Below are 20,689 nucleotides of genomic sequence, written 5' to 3'. Positions count from 1 at the left end.
CCTAGTTTTTAGATACTCCTAACGTTACCTTTTCCCCATTGATATTCCATTCTTTTACGTGAGAGCCGGTTGCACCTACGTTAATTGCATCAGCTAAAACTTCATTTGCAATGAAGTCCTTGTTGTTCTCAAATACGCTCTTTATTTTATCAGATGATTCGTAAGAAACTGTGATTCTATCCATAACCTCGAAATCTGCTTCCTTACGCATTGTCTGAATCTTAGATACGATTTCACGTACAAAACCTTCCTCAAGGAGCTCCTCTGTAAGGTTTGTATCAAGAACTACTGTAACGTAGTTGTCGCCGTCTGCTACGAAGCCCTCTGTCTGAGCCATAGAAATAAGTAAATCTTCCTCTGCAAGCTCGATAGATTCATCAACCTCAGGCAATCTTAATACCCCATTTGCCTTAAGCTCTGCATAAGCTGCGTTTCCATCAAGGCTAGAAAGTGCCTTCTGGATGCCACCAAGGAACTTACCATACTTAGGTCCTACTGTACGAAGCTGTGGCTTGAAGCTGTATGATGTGAAGTTTGAAACATCATCTGTGAATGTAGCCTTCTTAACGTTAAGCTCATCCTCGATGATTGATACATACATCTCATCAAGCTCATGCTCAGCCTTGATGTACATCTGACCGATTGGCTGACGGTTCTTGATGTTAGCTGTGTTACGGCAAGCACGTCCGTGAACTACAATCTTAAGAAGCTCATCCATATCTTCCTCAAGCTTCTTGTCGATGAACTGCTCATTTACAACTGGGAAGTCGCAAAGGTGGATAGACTCTGGAGCTGTCTTATCTACTGAGCGTACCATGTTCTGGTAGATTTCCTCTGTCATGAAAGGAATCATTGGCGCTGCTGCAAGTGCAATATCCTTAAGGCATGTGTAAAGAGTCATGTAAGCATTAATCTTATCCTGCTCCATTCCCTTTGCCCAGAATCTGTCACGACAACGACGAACATACCAGTTTGACATGTCATCTACGAACTCATCAAGAGCACGTGCTGCCTCTGGAATCTTGTATGAACCAAGGTTCTCATCAACAGCCTTGATTGCTGAATTAAGACGAGAAAGAATCCACTTATCCATAACTGCAAGCTTGCTGAAATCAAGCTCGTACTTTGTAGGATCAAACTCATCAATATTTGCATATAAGATATAGAAAGCATATGTATTCCAAAGAGTTCCAAGGAACTTTCTCTGGCCTTCCATAACTGCATTTTCACCAAATCTCTTTGGAATCCATGGTGCTGAAGAGGTATAGAAGTACCATCTGATAGCATCTGCACCCATCTTCTCAAGTGCGTCGAATGGATCAACAGCGTTGCCCTTAGACTTAGACATCTTCTGACCATTCTCATCCTGAACGTGACCAAGTACGATAACGTTCTCATAAGGAGCCTTGTTGAAAAGTAGTGTTGATTCAGCCATCAACGAATAGAACCAACCACGTGTCTGGTCAACAGCCTCTGAAATGAACTTAGCAGGGAACTGCTGCTCAAATACTTCCTTATTTTCGAATGGATAGTGATGCTGAGCGAATGGCATAGCACCTGAATCGAACCAGCAGTCGATAACTTCTGGCACACGCTTCATTGTGCCCTTACAATCAGGACATGTGCATGTAACCTCATCGATGTATGGACGGTGAAGCTCGATATTCTCTGCATCAGCACGTCCTGAAAGCTCTGCCAATTCCTTGCGGCTTCCGATTGAAATCTGCTTTCCACAGTCTGGGCACTCCCAGATATTAAGTGGAGTTCCCCAGTAACGGTTACGTGAGATACCCCAGTCCTGAACGTTCTCAAGCCAATCGCCAAAACGTCCCTTACCGATTGAATCTGGAATCCAGTTTACAGTGTTATTATTCTTAATCAGGTCATCCTTAACCTCAGTCATCTTGATGAACCATGATTCTCTAGCGTAGTAGATAAGTGGAGTGTCGCATCTCCAGCAGTGTGGATACTCGTGCTCGAACTTAGGTGCTTCGAAGAGCTGTCCCTTAGCATCAAGGTCCTTCAGTACGTTTGGATCTGCATCCTTAACGAACTGACCAGCGTATGGTGTCTCCTCTGTAAGCTCACCCTTGCCATCTACGAACTGAACGAATGGAAGGTCGTACTTACGGCCAACCTTAGCATCGTCCTCACCAAATGCAGGAGCGATATGAACGATACCAGTACCATCTGACATAGTAACGTAATCATCGCATACTACAAAGTGTGCCTTCTTGTGCTGCTTCTCAGCTGCAATGCCAGCGCACTCGAAAAGTGGCTCGTATTCCTTGTACTCAAGGTCTGTTCCCTTGTAAGTCTCAAGAACTTCGTAAGCCTTCTCGCCTTCTTCCTTAGCAAGCTTGCCAAGTACCTTATCAGCAAGTGCCTCTGCGAGAATATATGTATAGCCATCTGCTGCCTTTACTCTGATGTAAGTCTCAACTGGATTTACGCAAAGTGCAAGGTTTGATGGAAGTGTCCATGGTGTTGTTGTCCATGCGAGGAAGAATGCATCCTCTCCCTTAATCTTGAAACGTGCGATTGCTGAGCGCTCCTTAACTGTCTTGTAGCCCTGAGCAACCTCCTGTGCTGAAAGTGGAGTACCACAACGAGGGCAATAAGGAACGATTTTGAATCCCTTGTAAAGGAGCTTCTTGTCCCAAATTGTCTTAAGTGCCCACCACTCAGACTCGATGAAATTGTCATCATATGTGATGTAAGGATTGTCCATATCTGCCCAGAAACCAACTGTTCCAGAGAAATCCTCCCACATACCCTTGTATTTCCATACGGATTCCTTACACTGCTTAATGAAAGGCTCCATACCGTATTCTTCAATCTGCTCTTTTCCGTTAAGACCAAGAAGCTTCTCAACTTCAAGCTCTACTGGAAGACCATGTGTATCCCAACCAGCCTTACGAGGAACGAACTTGCCCTTCATTGTCTGGTATCTAGGAATCATGTCCTTAATGGCACGAGTCTCAACATGACCGATGTGAGGCTTGCCGTTTGCTGTTGGAGGGCCATCATAGAATGTGTATGTCTCTCCCTCTTTTCTTGAATCCATTGACTTCTGGAAGATGTCATTCTCGTTCCAGAACTTGAGCACCTGCTTTTCGCGCTCAACGAAATTTAAACTTGCGTCTACTTTGTTGTACATATAAAGTAATTCCTTTCTGTGAGGCTAGGCTTTCTCGTCACCTAACCCTTATTTTTATATGCAAAAATCCGAAGGGTGGTTAGTCCCCCAGACTTTCATCCAAATTAAAGTGTGTCATCCTTATCATTATCATTAAGGAAGTCTTCAAAATCATCTGGGTTCTCATAGAACTTATAAAAATCTTCTATGTCATCGAAGTCCTTAAATGGATCTTCCCCGTCAGATTCGTAGTAATGGAACTGAGAGTTATTGCTCTTAAACTCATTTTCCATCATCTTAGTGATGTTACTAGCATTCTGGAAAATCAACACATAGCTTCCTATACATAAAACAATAGAAAGAATAGATGTGATGATGCCGACCTTTGCAAGACCTCTGCCTTTTTGACCAGCCTTAGTACCACCAATAAAAACAAAGCCTAATATAATGGCAATAATAGCTGAAATAATATTTAAAAGAAATAAGAAAAATACCAATGAGACTATACCCATTATGAGTGAAGCAATAGCTAAGCCATAGTTTGATGGGTTGCCATTTTCATTCTGAAGATTCTTGATTTCTCTTTCTACATCATCAGTATAATAATAGTCGTAACTCATAGACTCTCCTTTAAAAAATTATATTTCACCTAATTTTAAATATTCTAACTGTTTATGGATAATTTATCAAGGTAAAGTGGCATAAAAAAAGACCCCTCTTACGAGGGGTCAAAATTGCGATAAATTAGAAATCTGTAAGGTTTGCAGCTCTTCTCTCAAGGAAAGCACCCATTCCTTCAGCCTTATCATGTGTAGAACATGTAATACCGAAGAGGTTAGCCTCCATCTCAACTGCATTCTTGATGTCCATGTCGTATCCGTTGTTGATAGCTGCCTTAGCGATAGATACTGCATAGCTTCCCTTAGAAGCAATCTTCTTAGCCATAGCCTTAGCTGTATCCATAAGCTCCTCGCAAGGAACAACCTTGTTTACAAGACCGATTCTGTATGCTTCGTTTGCATCGATAGAATCGCATGTAAAGATAAGCTCCTTAGCACGTCCCATACCTACAAGACGAGCAAGTCTCTGTGTACCACCGAAACCAGGGATGATACCAAGACCACACTCTGGCTGACCAAATGTAGCGTTCTCAGAAGCGATACGGATATCACAAGCCATAGAAATCTCACAACCGCCACCAAGAGCAAATCCGTTAACTGCACAGATTGTAACCTGTCTCATGTTCATAAGCTTGAAGAAAGGAACTGATGCTCTCATACCAAAAGCACGTGCCTCTGCTGCTGTAAAGTTAACCATCTCAGATATATCTGCACCAGCAACAAATGACTTGAATGCGTTATCCTTCTTATCTGGACCACCTGTAAGGATAAGAACCTTTACGTCATCTCTAGCCTCGATCTCTGTAAGTGCAACGTTTAACTCGTCAAGAGTCTCGCTGTTAAGTGCATTAAGTGCTGCTGGACGTGAAATTGTAAGTACGGCAATCTCGTCTGCAACCTCAAGCTTTAAATTGTTGAATTCGCTCATCACAAAATCCTCCTATGCTGGGTTCACCCCAATTATTTTCTACTGTTTACTATCATAGTGCATTGTTAAAACTTTGTCAATCACTTTAGTGATGTGTCGGCTCACCTTTTTTCATACGCTTTTTATTAAGGTACATCTCAGCGTCAGCAGCATCAAAAATCTCACTCATCTCTCTTTGCCCATCAAACTTGGCAACGCCAACAGCTATGGTAACCTCTTTTTTCTTTTTATTACGAGCGTTAACACTTTCGATGTTTTCAAGAAGCTTATCTATATTTTCATAATCAACGCCCTGAGCTATTACCACAAACTCATCGCCCCCGACTCGGTATACAGGACTATGGGCAAATACCGTACAAATAATCTTACAGCCTGCTCTAATAAATTCATCACCGGTCTGGTGACCATAGCGGTCGTTAACATCCTTCAGACCATTCAAATCACAAACTACAATAGCAAACTCAGATACCCTTCCTGCGTTAATTTTTACATTGAATTCTTCCTCGACGATTGCATAAGCATGCTTATTCTTTACACCTGTCAGTTCATCTCGAATAGCCTTATCTTCGGCTTCTAAAACCTTTTCAGCGTATTCTTTTTCCTTTCGAACCCGCTCATCAACATTAATAAGACCAAAAATAAGCTGTGGACCATCCAACTCTTCTACAAGGGCAGTTTTCATGGTTACATATCTTAAACCACCATTTATCCTCTTAATTCTGCAAGTGTATGTAAATAATCCACGTTGTTTGATAGACTCCAAAATATGTTCCTTAGTGAACACTTTCATAAGAGCATCAACATCTTCTTCGTAAACAATTTCCTTAAGTCTATCTCTACTTTCTTTGAAGAAATCCTTACCTTCTGGCTCCAACTCATATTGCATATTTTCAGGATTCATCTTAAAAATTTCATAGAATCCCGTCTCAGGATCAACACTATAGATATTAATGAAATCACTGGAAAGAGCTGCTATTCTATTGAAGGTTATACGCTCTTCTTTAATTCTCTGGAAAGCCTCCTGCTCACGTGTCTGAGCATCAACATTACTAATACCTATGATAATATGCCTGTTATCAGTTCTTACACGAACAGCCTTCAAGTTTACATAAGTAGGCTTTCCATCCATAACTGTTCTGTAAGTAAGTGTGTACTTGCCGTACTGATTTAAGTCACGTATAACATTTTCCTTTGTAAAGGAATCTATAAATCGTGGTCTGTCTTCCTTGTAAACGAATTTGTATTTCTCTAGTTCAGGCTGGTCAAAATAGTTAGTACCACGGTCTACAACTGATACATCTCGATTCTTTCCATCAGAAACATACTCTGTGAACTCGTCCTTCTCCATATCCACAAAGAAAAGCTTCAAGTAATCTTCCGCCAGAGCTCTTGCGATATAGTTGTAGGTCAAATCGTCAGTCGTATCTGGCGTATCTGTAACGGAAAGGATTACAACAGCCACCGCAGACATTCCTGTAACTGGATTTTCCGAAATCTTATCGATAAGCAGCTGAACCATTTTTCCGTTTTTTGTACGCTCGTCAATAATAGCACGTTTTCCATCTATTCCGCACTGACGGACTGCTGTCATAGCGTAGAAACCTATATGCTTTGATGAATCTTTGAAATAATATGTAGAAACACCGCTCTGCTCAGTAAAGTTCGCATAAAAGAATTTTCTAAAATTACCATTACATCGAAGCAGAGATATTTCCTCAGAATTTACCTGCAAAATTGCCATAGGTAGGGTGTCGAAATAATCTACCACACCAGCATCATCTCTGTTCGTAAATGCAAGGTCATATAAGCTGACATGTCCAACTGTTGTATAATAATCGCGCTCATCTGGATTCTCGAAGCCTATCTGAGTACCTGTTTTATATCTTGTCAAAATATCTGATAATGACACAGGTTTGCAATAGTAAAATCCCTGAAGCTTAATACATCCAATCTCAGTTAAGAATTCAACCTCTTCATCATCCTCAACCCCCTCAGCTGCCACCTCAATACCAAGAGCCATAGCCATTCTAACAAGCTCTGTTATAATAATTCTGGCTTCTTTGCTTACACGTAGCTGACCAACAAGCCCCATGTTGATTTTAAGCAAATCAAAATGAATCTGCTGAAGAAGAACAGGCGCAAAATTACCATTTCCATAATCATCCATCCAAACCTGGAAACCCAGCTCGTGGAATTCTTTTAATTTTGATAATACGGCCTCATCTCTTGTACTGCATGCGCTTTCAATAACATCAATGGCTATAAGCGAAGGAGGGACCGATGAAACATCCACTCGCTGTTTTACCTCTGACACAATATCTGAAGAGAAAAAGTCTATCTGGGAGAAATTTACAGAATGAACCACCCTGTATAGTCCCATTTCCTCGAACTTTTCAAGCTTTGCAATAACCTGTTCTAGAACGTAAAGGTCCAATCTGTCAATCAGATTGACAGACTCTAAGATTGGAATAAATTCTGCAGGGTTAAGCACACCCAAAATTGGGTCATCCCAACGCACAAGGGCTTCCTCACCACATACTCTTCCACTAGAGCCACGGATGATAGGCTGATAATACACCTCCAGCCAGCCTTCCTGCATTGCCCTTCCAAAGTTCTCTAATAAATATTTTCTCTTATCAGGTATTCTGTCTCCGGTATTCATGCAAATAACCTCCGTAAGGTAGCACTACCACTGCTGCAAAACCTGCTATACGCTCAGCCTGCGCTGAATCTCGCCAACAACTTCTCTCCCTTTGAAAATTATTGCTCCCACAAAAATAATGAAACTAACAAGTAAGCAAATCATCCACTCGATTGGACAATCCTTCTTTAATGTTATGTAAACAAAGTATGGAACAATTCCCACAAGTAAATCTGTCAACAGATATACCATCGCGTTACCACTTTTATCCACCATGCACAGCACAAAATTTGCAATGATTGTACACATCACCATGATAGGAATAACCCATTGCAAAACGAAAAGCAGGTAACCAAAGTAATAAGCAGTAACACTCACCATAGCCATTACAATTACCACTACTATGGACATAATTCTGGAGGCATCCATTCCCTTTTTAAATACATGGATGATACTGAACTCGAAGGCAAATAACCACATCAGCACCAGAAGGCTCCAATGGAATCCACCATATTTTCCGAATGGAAGCTTGAATATGTAATCCAGCCAAAGCGCTGATATAATCACTATCCAAACAATGAACAGTTGCAGCTTGAAGAAAAATGACTGGAACTTTAACTTTAACTGTGTTGGGAAATATTTTTCCTCATCCTCGCCTACCAGACGGCTCTGGCACAATGGACATTTCTTTAAATTTCCTCCAACATCAATCTTACAATATGGACAATTCTTCATTAGCGAATCACCTCCGTCGCATAAGCAGTAACCTTCATGCCATCCTCACTGAGGCCTCTAACGAAGCTTTTTACTACCTTTGTATTTGAATATGGTGAACTGATTCCAAGGGTCATCTTACCGTTGTAGCTGCTCATAACTACAAAGAGATTTGATGAGCTACAGAAACCATTATAGTTTCTAATCTTTGGAATAATCTCCTCTGGTGGACGCTGCACTCTAAGATTTGAAAGAACAACTGACACCTTTTTATCCATAATCTTTGAGCCATAGCGAACAACCATCTGCTTAATGAACAGTGGCACCGCTCTAACTGGAATAAAGTATTCCATAGTCTCAAAGTTATCCATCTGTTTTTTAATGTTTTCCTCTGTAAGGTTTTCCTTAAGCTTGGCATCAAATTCCTTTGCCAAATCCTCAAAGGAAATCTCCTCATCGAAAACATGGGCAACATTTACATTGTTGAAGAAATTACGTGAAGTCTGACTTGGATAGTAATTTCTTAGATTTACAGGCATAGACACATTGATTGGCATATGCTTTTTACGTGGAGGCATATCATCCTTGATAGCAAGCATAAGCTTTGCGCCAATATAGCTGGTCATTCCAACTCCAATATTTTTAGCCTTTGGAAGGATATCATCTGTTGGCACCTGAATCTCAAAAAACTGAAGTTGATCATATGGCAATTTCAATCCGCTTGGGTGATAAGCCACCTTTAATGCTGATGATTTCAAGGACAAGTTTCCAAAAAACTGTCTATAACTGTCCTGATTCAAATCATCATATGAAGCGCCTGAATGAATATTTAGCTCTTCAAGCTCATCAGGATATTTAAGCTTCAAATAATCAAAAACAATAATGTTTAAAAACTCTAATGCACCTGTTCCATCTGAAATAGCATGGAACAAATCAAGATTAATTCTCTTGTGATAGTAAGTCACCTTATAGTGCAGCATCATTCTGCCTGGGTGATAAAGAGATGGGCAAACACGTCCATGTTCCTTTTCTACTACTGGCTGAAGGTCTGTGTCCTCCATGTAGTGCCAAAAAATACCTCGGCGAACTCGCACATTAAACTGTGGTCGAAGCTGAATAGCTGACTCCACCGCCTGCTGTAATAGTTCAGGATCTACGTCTTCCCAAAGAGTACAGCTGACTCTCAGGGTTCGCGTATCTCTCTTTGCCGCCGTGGCTAAGAAAACCTTTGCGACATTATCTACTTTATACCAATTTTCTCTTGCCATTCTATATATCCTTAATCCGCTGATTATTATAAATTTCATCTGAAACGTAGTCTGCGAGTCTACGCATTGCACGTGACGCTACGGGAAGGGGCATCTGCTGATACACATGCCATCCATCCTTTTCTACGTCCAGCTTCGCTTTGCCTCCAGCCTTCTGAATCTGCTTCACAAGTGAGGCACTGTCCTCGTAGAGGATTTCAGTCTTTCCCACCTGCACAAAAGTAGGTGGAAAATGCTTAAACTCACCAAACAATGGTGAATATATAGGGTCTGCGGCTTCCACATCCGTTCCAATCACTGCATCTCTCACTGATTCAACATAGTGCTTTGTGAGGATTGGATCCTTGCCGTCATACTGTTGATATGATTTTGATTTTGCTGTCATATCAGTCCATGGACTAAACAATAACAACATCCTTGGTGGCTCTTTGCCCTCCTGCAAAATTCTTTGAGTGAGACAAACCGTCAAATTGCCACCGGCAGAATCACCTGCCAAAATAACTTTATCGTTCTTATAGCCTTGCTCTATCAAATAATCCCACACCTGATTTCCATCATCCAATGCTGCGGGAAACTTATTCTCCGGAGCAAGTCTATACTCAAAGGAAACCACTGAAAAACCTGTGGACACTGCAAGCTTAGCTGCCAATATTCTGGCATATGCCAAACCTCCGCAGGTGTATCCACCGCCATGGGCATATAGAATCACGTACTGTGGATTATGTGCCAAATCAGGCTTTACCCACTCGCATGGAATCTCACCAACTTGAAATGATTCCAGGCTCACACCTCCTGTCGGTGCCGCCAGCTTTCCAGCCAGTTCCATTGCCGAACGCTGCTTGCGCAAATCTTCTTCCGTCAATGATTTTCCAGCTATTGAATTTACTGCTTTCAGCGCCTTCATAAGAGGGTCACTAAGATTCAAGTTTAATAAGGCCATACCATCTCCATGAAATCATACTGATATAAGTCTATTATAGTAATTCTAGACTGATTTTTAAATATGTAAAATATGAAACAAGAATGAAAAAAATATGAATATTTCAATATCCATCAGGGTTATCTAATCTAATTATCAACACGTCATACAATACCAAAGGGCTTTTTCTATCTAAAGTGCCAAAATATCCATAATTCACAGTTTGTTCACAATTTAGACACAGTTTGGCACCAATTTGTGAACAAGTAATGGTAGAATTTTAGAGTAGTTGAAAAAGCATAGTCTTTTTTAGGGGAGGCGCTAATTATGGATATATCAGAGCTTTCTATGAGTTTAAGTCAGAACAAGCTACTTACAGCTGTGGGGACAGCGATGCTTGGTAAGACATTAGATGTCATGGAGGGACAGGCGCAACTTTTAACTGAAGGCATCGATATGAATGCACCATCACTTGAAAGTCTGGTCTATCCTACTTCTGGTACCATGATTGATATGCGCATATGAGTTATAAATGTATTTGGGTTTTACGATATGAAAAGGGCCTACCGTTTAGGTCCTTTTTTCATGCCCAAAAGTTATATTTTTTATCCTATTTCCTCTAGAAATAATAGTGGTAAGCAATTCACAAATAATCTTTTTCTTTTACAATTTTATTCACATATTTTCCATTGTTCCTTCAAACTAACTTAGTATTATAATTACATCGCAAGACAGAAGCGATGAACCATTTTTTTCATAACATTATTCTCCCTTTTTGAAGAGGACGCCCCGCCGGCGTCCTCTTTACTTTATATAAATTTTTTTATTTATGTGTCCTTGGCGGAATGTAAGCTTCGCTTACTAGGACTCAAAAGTTCCTTGCTTTACAAGGATGCCTTTTGGTCCCTTCGCCGGCGTCCTCTTTACTTTGTGTCGAAAATCTTTGTTATTTTCCTTTTTTATTTTCCTTTGCTTTTTTCCTTTGCTTTTTCCTTTGTTATTTTCTTGGCTAGACCTTTATTTTGTCTTTGAACTTTGCTTATTTTATCTGCCAAGAGTCCCTGTCAAGGGAATGCCTGACGGCTCGACTCCGCCGCCCCTTGACAGAGCCTCTTTTGGCAGATAGTTGGCAAACAAGCTCAAATAAAAATGGGACTGTGGCAAGGCCCATTGCATTTACTACCTGAGACATACAAACTTGAAAAGGTAGTAAATTTGGTGAAATTTTCTACTACCTGTAATAAGGAAATGAATGCAGGTAGTAAATTTTTACTACCGGACGAGGAAATATCTAAATAGGTAGTATTAATTTATTCAAAAACTACTACCTGTGGCTTACTAATTTGAAAAGGTAGTAAATTTGGTGGAATTTTCTACTACCTGTAATAAGGAAATGAATACAGGTAGTAAATTTTTACTACCTTAAGAACAAATATCAATATAGGTAGTATTAATTTATTCAAAAACTACTACCGCAAATTGAATCTTTCACCCGTAAAGTAACACTTTTTCTAAAATGCATCCAAATCCCACTTTTGTTGTTATGGGATGGATAGTGACAAATGTGGCCTTGCCACAGCCCCATTTTCACCCCTGCTTGATTACCTCATATCAGCACAAGGGCGAGGAGTCAATAACGCGAAGCGCCGAAGGGAATCATTGACGCCGCGACCGGGCTGATATGCTGTAGCAAGCAGGAGTGAAAATCATAAATATGATAAACACCTCATCACTTCATGCAAATAGAATAAAAAAAGAGCCACCTCAGCAAGGTGGCTCGATATTTTCTATTTAATTAAATCTGTGACAATACATTGACGCAGTCTTCGCAGATTACATCACCATGCTCTAAAAGGAATGCTCCATCGAAGCTTTCCGTAAACATCTGGCTGGCGTACTCGGCAATAACAAGAATCACTGCCGATATCTGGCGGCGAGTAAGCTCGAAATTAAGCTTTACATAATAGTCGTCGCCGTAGCGATATAGTACACTCTGGATTCCATCAAACTTTGGAATATGTTTACAGAGCTCAATAGATGCATCTAGGTTCGGAAGGATAGCCCAAAGTGGGGTCTCCAAATACTGGGTCGTCACCTCATCCTTATCATCTCGGAGTTTATTAACAGGCTGCACGGGAACATCTGCTGTGCTACCTGAGACAACCTGCTCCTTTTTAGTAGTAGATAATGTTTCTTGTAAACCTGTAAGGTGTTTCTTTAATTCTTCAATAGCCGTTGCAAGTCCTGAACTTGAATCTGGGGATATGAGTAATGCTACATCACCCTGAGGCATAACTGTCATCTGTACGCTATATGCTTTAGCATGAGTCTCAATTCCGAGGGTCTCACACGCTTCTGCTAATATATCCCTGATAAAGCTTTGGGTCTTTTCCTGGTCACTGACGAAATCTCCAAGTTCCATGCCGTTCTGTTCCATTTCTTCTTTGGTGATGACGCAACGAATTTTGTCCTCACCTATCTTCTTGAACTTCATCAGCTCCCCTCCTTTCAAAATCTAAGTAAAACCGTTATATATAAGATAATTTTTGTGTGAGTGTATCTAAAGTGTAGCAAATAGATTTTAATGTGTCACGGATAATTCTGAGTATATTGTCTGAACATTCGGTGAATTACAACACAATCCGTGAACTACGACACAATTATCTATATATTGTACATTACCAAAATTTTCACAAGCAGACCCCTATGTTTAATTTACCATTTTTCACAGACAGATTATAGCTGGACTTTCTGACTTACCTCCCTACTTAACAATACCTATGATTGAATTGATGTCTTCAATATTCTTGCGAACCATGTAGTCTTCAATGCCTGAAAGAATATCCAAAGTAGCTGTTGGGTTGAAGAAATTTGCTGTGCCTACAGAGACAGCTGTGGCACCTGCCAGCATCATTTCTACTGCATCTTCCCATGTGGTGATTCCACCCATTCCGATGATTGGAATTGATACTGCGTTTGCACATTCATAAACCATTCTAACTGCAATTGGATGAACTGCCGGGCCTGACATACCACCGGTCTTATTCGCGAGAACAAAGTTCTGACGTTCTACATCGATTTTCATTCCTGTAAGAGTATTGATAAGTGAAATGGCATCTGCACCACCAGCCTCTGCCGCCTTTGCCATAACCTTAATGTCGGTAACGTTTGGCGAAAGCTTCATAACGATTGGCTGTTTAGCGCGAGTCTTGACTAAACGAGTGATTTCCTCAACGGCTTTAGGGTCCTGTCCAAAGGCGATACCGCCCTCTTTTACGTTCGGACAAGAGATGTTGATTTCCAACATATCAACCCTTGACTCATCTGCCAATCTCTCAACCACTTCAATATATTCTTCGGCGGAATGACCGCAAACATTAACCACAACTTTTGTGTTTTTATATTGTTCAAGAAATTTTAAATCTCTCTCACAGAAAACCTCTACGCCAGGATTCTGAAGTCCGATGGCATTAAGCATCCCTGAGCGAACCTCAGTGATACGAGGTGTTGGATTTCCTGGCCATGGCACATTTGCCACGCCCTTTGTGACAACTGCACCAAGCTTATTCAAATCAACAAATTCTGAGTACTCCATGCCTGAACCGAAGGTACCTGAAGCCTCCATAATAGGGTTTTGGAACTCCACGCCCGCGATGTTAACCTTAGTGTTCATTATAGTACCACCTCCGTTGACAAGAATACTGGGCCGTCTTTACAAACCCTCTTATTATTTACATGACTGTGCTCGTCAGTTTCCTTTGACTTGCAAACACAGCCAAGGCATGCGCCAACTCCACATGCCATGCGCTCTTCCATAGAAACGTAGCACTTAATCTGATTCTCTAAAGCGAAATCTGCCACTGCGCGAAGCATTGGCTTTGGACCGCAGGCATAGATTACATCTGCCACCAAATCGTTTTCTCTCATGGCATCAACAACTGTACCGCGAACTCCAACTGAACCATCATCTGTGGCAATGTAAAGATTTGCCACTGCCTTTTCAAATTCCTCTGTAAGAAACAGATCATTGTTACGATAGCCCATAACAGCTGTAACCTTACCCGGTAACTGCTTAGCAAGCTCAAGCATTGGTGGCACACCGATACCGCCGCCAACGACAATTGCATTTCTGCCTTCAAGTGGGAATCCGTTTCCGAGAGGTCCCATAACCTCTACCTTATCGCCCATTTTAAGCTGAGAAAATTCCTCTGTTCCTGCACCAACCACACGGTAAACTACGCGAAGTGTTCCGTAGTCCTTATTGATTTCGCAAATACTGATTGGACGTGGCAAAAGCTTGCTGCCATCATTTGAAAAGATGCTGATAAACTGCCCTGGGACAGCATAATCCACGATGTTTGTCTCAAGTGTAAGGCTGTAAACACCCTCTGCCAATTTCTCCTGCCATAAAACTACCGCTTTTTCTTTTATCTTCATTACTTAAGTGCTCCTCTAATATCTTCAAGCATATCCTCTACTGCCGCACGGCTGGCACCTGCGAAATTTGCCTCGCCGAATGATGCGTACTTTTCCTGCTGATATGCTGCAATGATTCCACGGCTGGAATTAACGATTGCACCGAGACCATCTTCATTGAAGAAATGTACAAGATCTTTTCCTCTTCCACCCTGTGCACCGTAGCCTGGAACAAGGATGTATGCGTGAGGCATGAGCTTACGAAGCTTTGCACCCTGCTCTGGATATGTGGCACCAACAACTGCACCAACTTTTGAATAGTAACCTTCTCTTGTCTCCATTCCCCAGTCCTCAATCTTCTCAGCCATGTGCTCGTAAAGAGGTCTGCCGTCAATGAGTCTGTCCTGGAACTCGCCAGATGATGGATTAGATGTCTTGCAAAGTACGAAGATTCCCTTATCCTCTTCCTTACAAACGTCAACGAATGGCTGAACACCATCTGAACCAAGATATGGGTTAACCGTAGCCATATCAGCATCGAAACCCTGGTACTTGTAATCGCCTACCTGAACTGAGCCAAGGTGACCAAGAGCGTATGCTGTAGATGTTGAACCGATGTCACCACGCTTGATATCGGCGATAACGATAAGGCCAAGCTCCTTAGCGTAATCAACTGTCTTCTTATATGCAATCATGCCAGGGATGCCGTAGCTTTCGTACATGGCAATCTGTGGCTTTACTGCTGGAATCAAATCTGCGCAGGCATCCATAATCTGACGGTTGTAGTCAAACATGGCTTCTCCCACTGCCTCTAAGGTCTGACCGTACTCGTTGATGTACTTATCAACTAAACTCTTTGGCATTAATTTCATTGTAGGATCGAGACCTACAACGATTGGCGCATTTTTCTCTTTGATTTGGTTAATTAGCTTCTGAATCATATACAACATTACCTCCATATATTGTCTTTAAAACCTTACCCTGAACCTGACGGCCTTCGTAAGGCATATTTTTAGATTTACCAACAAAATCAGCGGCATGAATCTCATACTCTGTACGAGGGTCGAAAATTGTGATATCGGCTGCCTTGCCAACTGACAAATCTCCTATGTCTTCGCGACCTAAGATACGAGCTGGATTGCTGCTCATGTAAGCTGCCATTGTAAGTGGTGTGATTAGACCTGATAAAACAAGCTCGGTGTATGCAAGACTTGCTGATGTCTCAAGACCTACAATTCCAAATGGGGATGCAAACCCCTTAGCTTTCTCCTCAGCTGTGTGAGGTGCGTGATCTGTAGATATTACTTCAAAAACTCCTTCTGCTAATCCGCGTCTAAGAGCTTCTCTGTCTTCGAAAGTACGAACTGGAGGATTCATTTTGTAATTGCCATCTCCTGGCACAATGTCATCCTCAGTGAGTGTGAAATGATGTGGGCAAACCTCACCAGACACCTTAATGCCTGCTTCCTTTGCCTCTTTTAAAATCTGGTAGCTCTCCTTTGTAGAGCAGTGACATAGATGTAGTGTGGCACCAGTCTCCTCTGCCAACATAATGTCACGGGCTTCAATAATGTTTTCCACAGCATTGCTGATGCCCTTTTCTCCCATAGCATCAGATTTGGTACCCATGTTCATGACGCCACCCTGCACCAGATTAATATCCTCGCAGTGAGCAAGCACTGGAACATCCGCAGCTACGGCAATCTTCATAGCTTCGCGATACAAACCAGAATCCATAACAGATTTGCCATCCTCGGAGATGGCAGGGATTCCCGCATCAAACATTCCCTGTAAATCTGAAAGCTCCTTGCCTTCCATGCCCTTGGTAACAGAACCAACCTGAAGAACTCTTGTAAGTCCAACTTGGGCACCCTTATCGTGAACGTAATTCACAAGCTCAGGGTTATCCACAACAGGCTTTGTGTTTGGCATACAAAGAACTGTGGTCACTCCACCTCTTGCTGCTGCCTTGGAACCTGTCTCGATATCTTCCTTTGCAGTCTGTCCTGGATCCCTGAAATGCACATGCATATCGATGAAGCCTGGCATGACGTAGCAGCCTGCCGCATCAATTACTTCATCAAAAGAGACGGGAACAATCTCAGCCTCAACAGCTGAGATAATGTTCCCGTCTATCTTAATATCCAATATTTCGTCTGTGTCTGTAGGTGGGTTCAAAACCCTACCATTTTTGATTATAAGGCTCATGCTATACCTCTCTTGACTTAAACTGTCAATAGTATAGCAAACTCCCCCTATGCTAACAAGCTGTTTATAATCTAATTTTCCCCCTTTTACAGCATAGACTTATACTTTTCGTACTCATCTTCTAAAATTCCAAGAGCTGCCATGGCTTTTTCTGCGGTTAAGGATAAGTTCTTCATTAGATTACGAATATCTTCCACTAGACGTTCTTCGCGTCCTTCCTCACGTCCTTCTTCTCGTCCTTCTTCTCGTCCCTCTGCACGCATATCTTCAGCAAAAGCTTTTTCATCAAATTCAGTGATAACCATACCGCATACCTCCGCTTTGTGCTTCTCCAAAAATTCTTTAAGAATTCCATCTTCAATGCATGAATCAACCGCAATATCTACAGCTTTCTCAATATCATAATCAAGTGAAACTGTCCTGATTCTGTTGATTAGCTCCATATAATCTCTTAATGGCTGGCACTTTTCCAAAAGCCTGTCATTTTTACCCTTATTGAGATTATACCCTGTTGCGGTCCACTCAAAATCACCACTCTTATCTTCATTGATAAAAGCATCTGAAAGTCTGAGCTTTTCAACTGCTGGTCTATCTGTTGTACCATTATAAAAAACGATATACCTTGGAGTTGGTATTTTCTTCAAACCACTGGAATAAATATTTATTCCATGTGTCTTAATGTACTGATCATATAACTTTCCAAAATACATTAAGCCTCTTACAGGCATGTTAGAATTGAAGCTACTCTGCTGCTCCCATACAGATAGATAGCTGTCAAATAAGAATGAAACATCATTCTTCATACTGATGTATATTACATCCTCAATAGTTGTGAGTTCTAGCTCACTTGCATCCTCATAGCTAGTGCCATTCAATGCATTGTAAAGTTGAAGGATATTATCCTTCATTTCTTCAGTACCAAATAGTATTCTAAATAATCTATCCTTGTACTCTCTATTAACTTTTGCCATTTCTATTCTCCTTAAATTATAGCATGAAATAGGATTTCGGAAAGAAAAAAGACAAAAACTTTCCAAATGAATTCGTTATAGAAATGAACAAGTATGAATGCCTACGGCAGGAATATAATACATTGCAGAATTAGAGTTGTCTAGTGATATTTTACATAAAAATGGCCCTTGCCTTAGCAAGAGCCATTTTTTAGAAGCTTATATTCAATTAATTTACCTTAAAATCTGCTTCTTCTGCAGCGAAGCCTGCAGCTACAAGAGCCTCCTTCTCTTCTACAGATGTAGTGAGAACACTCTTTCCATACTTAGTATTGGTTACCTTGTATACAGTTCTACCATTAGCAGCCTGACCATACCAAGCAACACCTTCATCAACACATCCCTTAGCTATAAGCTCAGCCTTAAGAGCTTCATTTGCTGTATAGTAATGCTCACCGCTTCCAGCTGCATCAAATAGACGATATACAGGTGTAGCTGTGTTAGCAACTACCTGCCATGCAATACCTTCATCTGCCCAGCCATTAGCTACAAGAATATCCTTCTCCTCTGCATTAGTTGTAAACAGATGGTTTCCATTTACCTTATTGAAAAGTCTGTATACAGGAATGGTCTTTGGCGCACTACTAGTACTTGATGAGCCACCTGCATTTGGATCAATAACTGTTCTATTCTGAGCATTGCCCTCTACTGTTGAGTAAGAGATTACAAAATCAGAGTAATCTTTTGAGTAAATATAGAATTTATCATTCTCTGTATCAGCGAAGAAAGAGCTATTTATATAATTACCTGCTGTTGGTCTAGCTGTTAAGGTTGCAAATGTTCTTACTTCATCACCGTGCTTACTTACAAGTGAAGGGTCATACTTACCAGTAAAATTATAGCCTACTCCGATTTCAAGAACAGAATTTGTATTTGTTAATGTTGCTGCAAATACACCTGCTACAAGTTTTCTAACATTAATATGTAAAACATCAACCTTTATTGTGCTTTCGTCCTTGAACTGCCCCTTAACCTCTTCCTTAACTTCTGGTTCGTTATTTAAAGTTGGATTAGTAGCAAATGTAGTTTCTGGGTCAGCAGTTATCTGCATATCAAGTGTAACATCATCACCCTGACTTGCTGCTTCTGAATTAAGATTAGGAACTATAGGATTTTCGCCTTTAACTGCAGTTTCACCTGAAACAGCGATTGTTGCTGTTGATTTATTTGTATCACTCTGTGGTTCAATAATTGACTCTGCACTTCCCGCTGCCAGTATAGCTGTTCTTGTGACTGTTGAATTTGCTGGCACCTCAACAGACCATGACCATGCCACGCCACTATCAGAGGTAAATGTTTCAGAATCTGTTCTGTTATTAAATACATTACCAGAACGTTCTCCACAACTTCCATACCATCTCGTTGTAAAATCTGCATTGCCTGGATTTACTACAAATGCATACTTACCGTCTTTAGAAATCATTTGTATTCCTTTGTTTGTAAATGAAACTGGCGCATCGTCATCATCACCTATCTGCGTATCTGCATAAGAGCCTATTTTTACGGATTTTGTTTCGTTAGTAGTATTTTTCAATGTATAAACTATAGCTACACTATTACCATTAAGGCTAGCTGTAACATTGCCTTCTATTCCTTCGTATGAATATTTTTTTCCGTATGCAAAGTCTGAAAAGTCCGTGGAATTACTTCCTACTTGCATTCGGGTCACATAACCTCTATTCGAAAAAGTAGTTTGTATATTCTTGTTTCCATCCTTGCCCTGAATATCAAAACCATAATCACCAACTGCAAAAAGTATAGAATCATTAGAGCCTTCTTGCTGGGCATCTGAGCTGTTTCCGGAGTCACCACCAGCGCCTCCTTCATCGCTTGCGCCGCTACCTGGGTTTCCTGCATCTGATGAGCCACTACCAGGGTCTCCTTCATTTCCTGAGCCACCACTCGTGCTTGATGCAGAGATTGTGTAGATTAAACTTACATATATTGTCTGATTATTATTCTTTGGATGAGGTGCTGATGCAGCAGCAATATATTCGCCTGCTGTAGTTGGTGCAGAATCACAATGCTCACCATTAGCAAAATTTGCGTAATTAATTGTAAAATTTGTAGGTAAATTATTATCTGTCCAAAGTTGATCTGGTAATAAAGTAGCGTTTGGACTACCAGAACCTAATCTTGAAAGATCTGGGGCTACAATGGTGAGGGTAGGTCTCACTTCACATGTACATTCAGCCCGCAATACTCCATTTCCTAAATCTCTATAATCCCAATCATGAATATGTGTTTCTGGGGTACTAGAGCCTCCTGCATCTGATGAGCCACTACCAGGGTCTCCTGCATCTGATGAGCCACCACCTGACCCTGTGTCACCTGAGATATCTTCGTATACCACTGATAAAGTATGTACTGAATCTGCATAACTATAAGCCTTAACTTTAGCATCCCTTATAAGTTTTACTTTGGGTCCGTGATCGCCTCCAGTCTTCTTTATGTCAACAACCTCTCTAGGCGCGTCCTCATTCCCTATAAAAGTACTAAGTGTTAAAGTCACACCTTCTGACAACACCTCAAGCCAAGTTTCAGCAGGTATAATATTACCTGCACTGTATCCTAGGTTCTCGGCTGTTACAGTTACAGTAGATTCAGCCTTTACCACCATACTCATCCCCGGTAGCATAGCAATAACCATTGCCGCCGAAAGAATCATGCTTAACAGTGCTTTCCTTGTTTTCTTCATGTACTCATACCTCCTCATTCAATTGCCAAACTCTTTTCCCCAATATAAAAAACCGTCATAACAAACCAAGAGAATCCTCTCTTAGTCTGTTATGACGGCTAATCATCAAAATATATAATAATAGAATT

General features: G+C 41.0%; 15 protein-coding genes. 1 reads left to right on the top strand and 14 read right to left on the bottom strand.

The genetic code is table 11. The annotated features are described in order from the left end of the window. Position 1 precedes the first annotated feature (1 nt). From ileS to BUA88_RS08355, 7 genes are all read right to left on the bottom strand, one after another. Positions 2–3,160 carry an isoleucine--tRNA ligase gene (gene ileS, locus BUA88_RS08385; protein WP_072915946.1) on the bottom strand — a complete coding sequence of 1,053 codons (3,159 nt, stop codon included), beginning with the start codon at positions 3,158–3,160 and terminating at the stop codon, positions 2–4. A 104-nt stretch (positions 3,161–3,264) separates the two neighbouring features. Beyond that, on the bottom strand, positions 3,265–3,759 hold the full coding sequence (locus tag BUA88_RS08380) for a DUF4190 domain-containing protein (protein WP_072915943.1): 495 nt from the start codon (positions 3,757–3,759) through the stop codon (positions 3,265–3,267). Between the two features lie 124 nt (positions 3,760–3,883). Next, positions 3,884–4,687 carry an enoyl-CoA hydratase-related protein gene (locus BUA88_RS08375; protein ID WP_028248017.1) on the bottom strand — a complete coding sequence of 268 codons (804 nt, stop codon included), beginning with the start codon at positions 4,685–4,687 and terminating at the stop codon, positions 3,884–3,886. A gap of 85 nt (positions 4,688–4,772) precedes the next feature. Further along, entirely contained in the window at positions 4,773–7,349 is a 2,577-nt protein-coding gene (locus BUA88_RS08370) for a bifunctional diguanylate cyclase/phosphodiesterase (protein ID WP_072915939.1), read from the bottom strand. A 45-nt stretch (positions 7,350–7,394) separates the two neighbouring features. Beyond that, positions 7,395–8,063: a DUF6320 domain-containing protein gene (locus BUA88_RS08365; RefSeq protein ID WP_072915934.1), complete on the bottom strand. Its 669-nt coding sequence runs from the start codon at positions 8,061–8,063 to the stop codon at positions 7,395–7,397. Next, on the bottom strand, positions 8,063–9,310 hold the full coding sequence (locus BUA88_RS08360) for a hypothetical protein (protein WP_072915929.1): 1,248 nt from the start codon (positions 9,308–9,310) through the stop codon (positions 8,063–8,065). The genes BUA88_RS08365 and BUA88_RS08360 overlap by 1 nt, the downstream gene beginning before the upstream one ends. Before the next feature lies 1 nt (position 9,311). Next, a complete protein-coding gene (locus BUA88_RS08355) occupies positions 9,312–10,250 on the bottom strand; it encodes an alpha/beta hydrolase (protein ID WP_072915925.1) in 939 nt (312 codons plus the stop codon). 306 nt (positions 10,251–10,556) lie between these two features. Here BUA88_RS08355 and BUA88_RS08350 point away from each other — a divergent pair, with 306 nt between their 5' ends. Further along, positions 10,557–10,754: a YjfB family protein gene (locus tag BUA88_RS08350; RefSeq protein ID WP_072915921.1), complete on the top strand. Its 198-nt coding sequence runs from the start codon at positions 10,557–10,559 to the stop codon at positions 10,752–10,754. A 1,270-nt stretch (positions 10,755–12,024) separates the two neighbouring features. On the opposite strand, the gene BUA88_RS08345 is transcribed toward BUA88_RS08350, so the two are convergent. From BUA88_RS08345 to BUA88_RS08315, 7 genes are all read right to left on the bottom strand, one after another. Beyond that, positions 12,025–12,723, bottom strand: a complete 699-nt coding sequence (locus BUA88_RS08345; RefSeq protein ID WP_072915917.1) for an adaptor protein MecA — start codon at positions 12,721–12,723, stop codon at positions 12,025–12,027. Positions 12,724–12,993: 270 nt separating this feature from the next. Continuing rightward, the gene (locus BUA88_RS08340) at positions 12,994–13,902 is read right to left on the bottom strand and encodes a dihydroorotate dehydrogenase (protein ID WP_200798856.1); all 909 of its coding nucleotides are present in this window, start codon (positions 13,900–13,902) and stop codon (positions 12,994–12,996) included. Beyond that, positions 13,902–14,666 carry a dihydroorotate dehydrogenase electron transfer subunit gene (locus BUA88_RS08335; RefSeq protein WP_072915911.1) on the bottom strand — a complete coding sequence of 255 codons (765 nt, stop codon included), beginning with the start codon at positions 14,664–14,666 and terminating at the stop codon, positions 13,902–13,904. The genes BUA88_RS08340 and BUA88_RS08335 overlap by 1 nt, the downstream gene beginning before the upstream one ends. Then, complete coding sequence (pyrF, locus tag BUA88_RS08330; RefSeq protein WP_072915908.1) at positions 14,666–15,586, bottom strand: orotidine-5'-phosphate decarboxylase; 921 nt, start codon at positions 15,584–15,586, stop codon at positions 14,666–14,668. Before pyrF ends, BUA88_RS08335 begins: the two co-directional genes overlap by 1 nt. Next, entirely contained in the window at positions 15,567–16,853 is a 1,287-nt protein-coding gene (locus tag BUA88_RS08325; RefSeq protein ID WP_072915905.1) for a dihydroorotase, read from the bottom strand. The genes pyrF and BUA88_RS08325 overlap by 20 nt, the downstream gene beginning before the upstream one ends. An 86-nt stretch (positions 16,854–16,939) precedes the next feature. Continuing rightward, on the bottom strand, positions 16,940–17,824 hold the full coding sequence (locus BUA88_RS08320) for a hypothetical protein (protein WP_072915901.1): 885 nt from the start codon (positions 17,822–17,824) through the stop codon (positions 16,940–16,942). 208 nt (positions 17,825–18,032) lie between these two features. Next, positions 18,033–20,561, bottom strand: a complete 2,529-nt coding sequence (locus tag BUA88_RS08315) for a hypothetical protein (RefSeq protein ID WP_072915896.1) — start codon at positions 20,559–20,561, stop codon at positions 18,033–18,035. Between the last annotated feature and the right edge of the window lie 128 nt (positions 20,562–20,689).

This window comes from Pseudobutyrivibrio xylanivorans DSM 14809 (assembly GCF_900141825.1).
Lineage (GTDB): Bacteria > Bacillota > Clostridia > Lachnospirales > Lachnospiraceae > Pseudobutyrivibrio > Pseudobutyrivibrio xylanivorans.
The sequence above is the reverse complement of the archived record's forward strand: the minus strand, read 5'-3'. Positions and strand labels throughout refer to the sequence as shown.

Coding starts and splice junctions, on each gene's coding strand:
- ileS (WP_072915946.1), bottom strand. CDS start 3,160: ATGTACAACAAAGTAGACGCAAGTTTAAATTTCGTTGAGCGCGAAAAG.
- BUA88_RS08380 (WP_072915943.1), bottom strand. CDS start 3,759: ATGAGTTACGACTATTATTATACTGATGATGTAGAAAGAGAAATCAAG.
- BUA88_RS08375 (WP_028248017.1), bottom strand. CDS start 4,687: ATGAGCGAATTCAACAATTTAAAGCTTGAGGTTGCAGACGAGATTGCC.
- BUA88_RS08370 (WP_072915939.1), bottom strand. CDS start 7,349: ATGAATACCGGAGACAGAATACCTGATAAGAGAAAATATTTATTAGAG.
- BUA88_RS08365 (WP_072915934.1), bottom strand. CDS start 8,063: ATGAAGAATTGTCCATATTGTAAGATTGATGTTGGAGGAAATTTAAAG.
- BUA88_RS08360 (WP_072915929.1), bottom strand. CDS start 9,310: ATGGCAAGAGAAAATTGGTATAAAGTAGATAATGTCGCAAAGGTTTTC.
- BUA88_RS08355 (WP_072915925.1), bottom strand. CDS start 10,250: ATGGCCTTATTAAACTTGAATCTTAGTGACCCTCTTATGAAGGCGCTG.
- BUA88_RS08350 (WP_072915921.1), top strand. CDS start 10,557: ATGGATATATCAGAGCTTTCTATGAGTTTAAGTCAGAACAAGCTACTT.
- BUA88_RS08345 (WP_072915917.1), bottom strand. CDS start 12,723: ATGAAGTTCAAGAAGATAGGTGAGGACAAAATTCGTTGCGTCATCACC.
- BUA88_RS08340 (WP_200798856.1), bottom strand. CDS start 13,902: ATGAACACTAAGGTTAACATCGCGGGCGTGGAGTTCCAAAACCCTATT.
- BUA88_RS08335 (WP_072915911.1), bottom strand. CDS start 14,666: ATGAAGATAAAAGAAAAAGCGGTAGTTTTATGGCAGGAGAAATTGGCA.
- pyrF (WP_072915908.1), bottom strand. CDS start 15,586: ATGATTCAGAAGCTAATTAACCAAATCAAAGAGAAAAATGCGCCAATC.
- BUA88_RS08325 (WP_072915905.1), bottom strand. CDS start 16,853: ATGAGCCTTATAATCAAAAATGGTAGGGTTTTGAACCCACCTACAGAC.
- BUA88_RS08320 (WP_072915901.1), bottom strand. CDS start 17,824: ATGGCAAAAGTTAATAGAGAGTACAAGGATAGATTATTTAGAATACTA.
- BUA88_RS08315 (WP_072915896.1), bottom strand. CDS start 20,561: ATGAAGAAAACAAGGAAAGCACTGTTAAGCATGATTCTTTCGGCGGCA.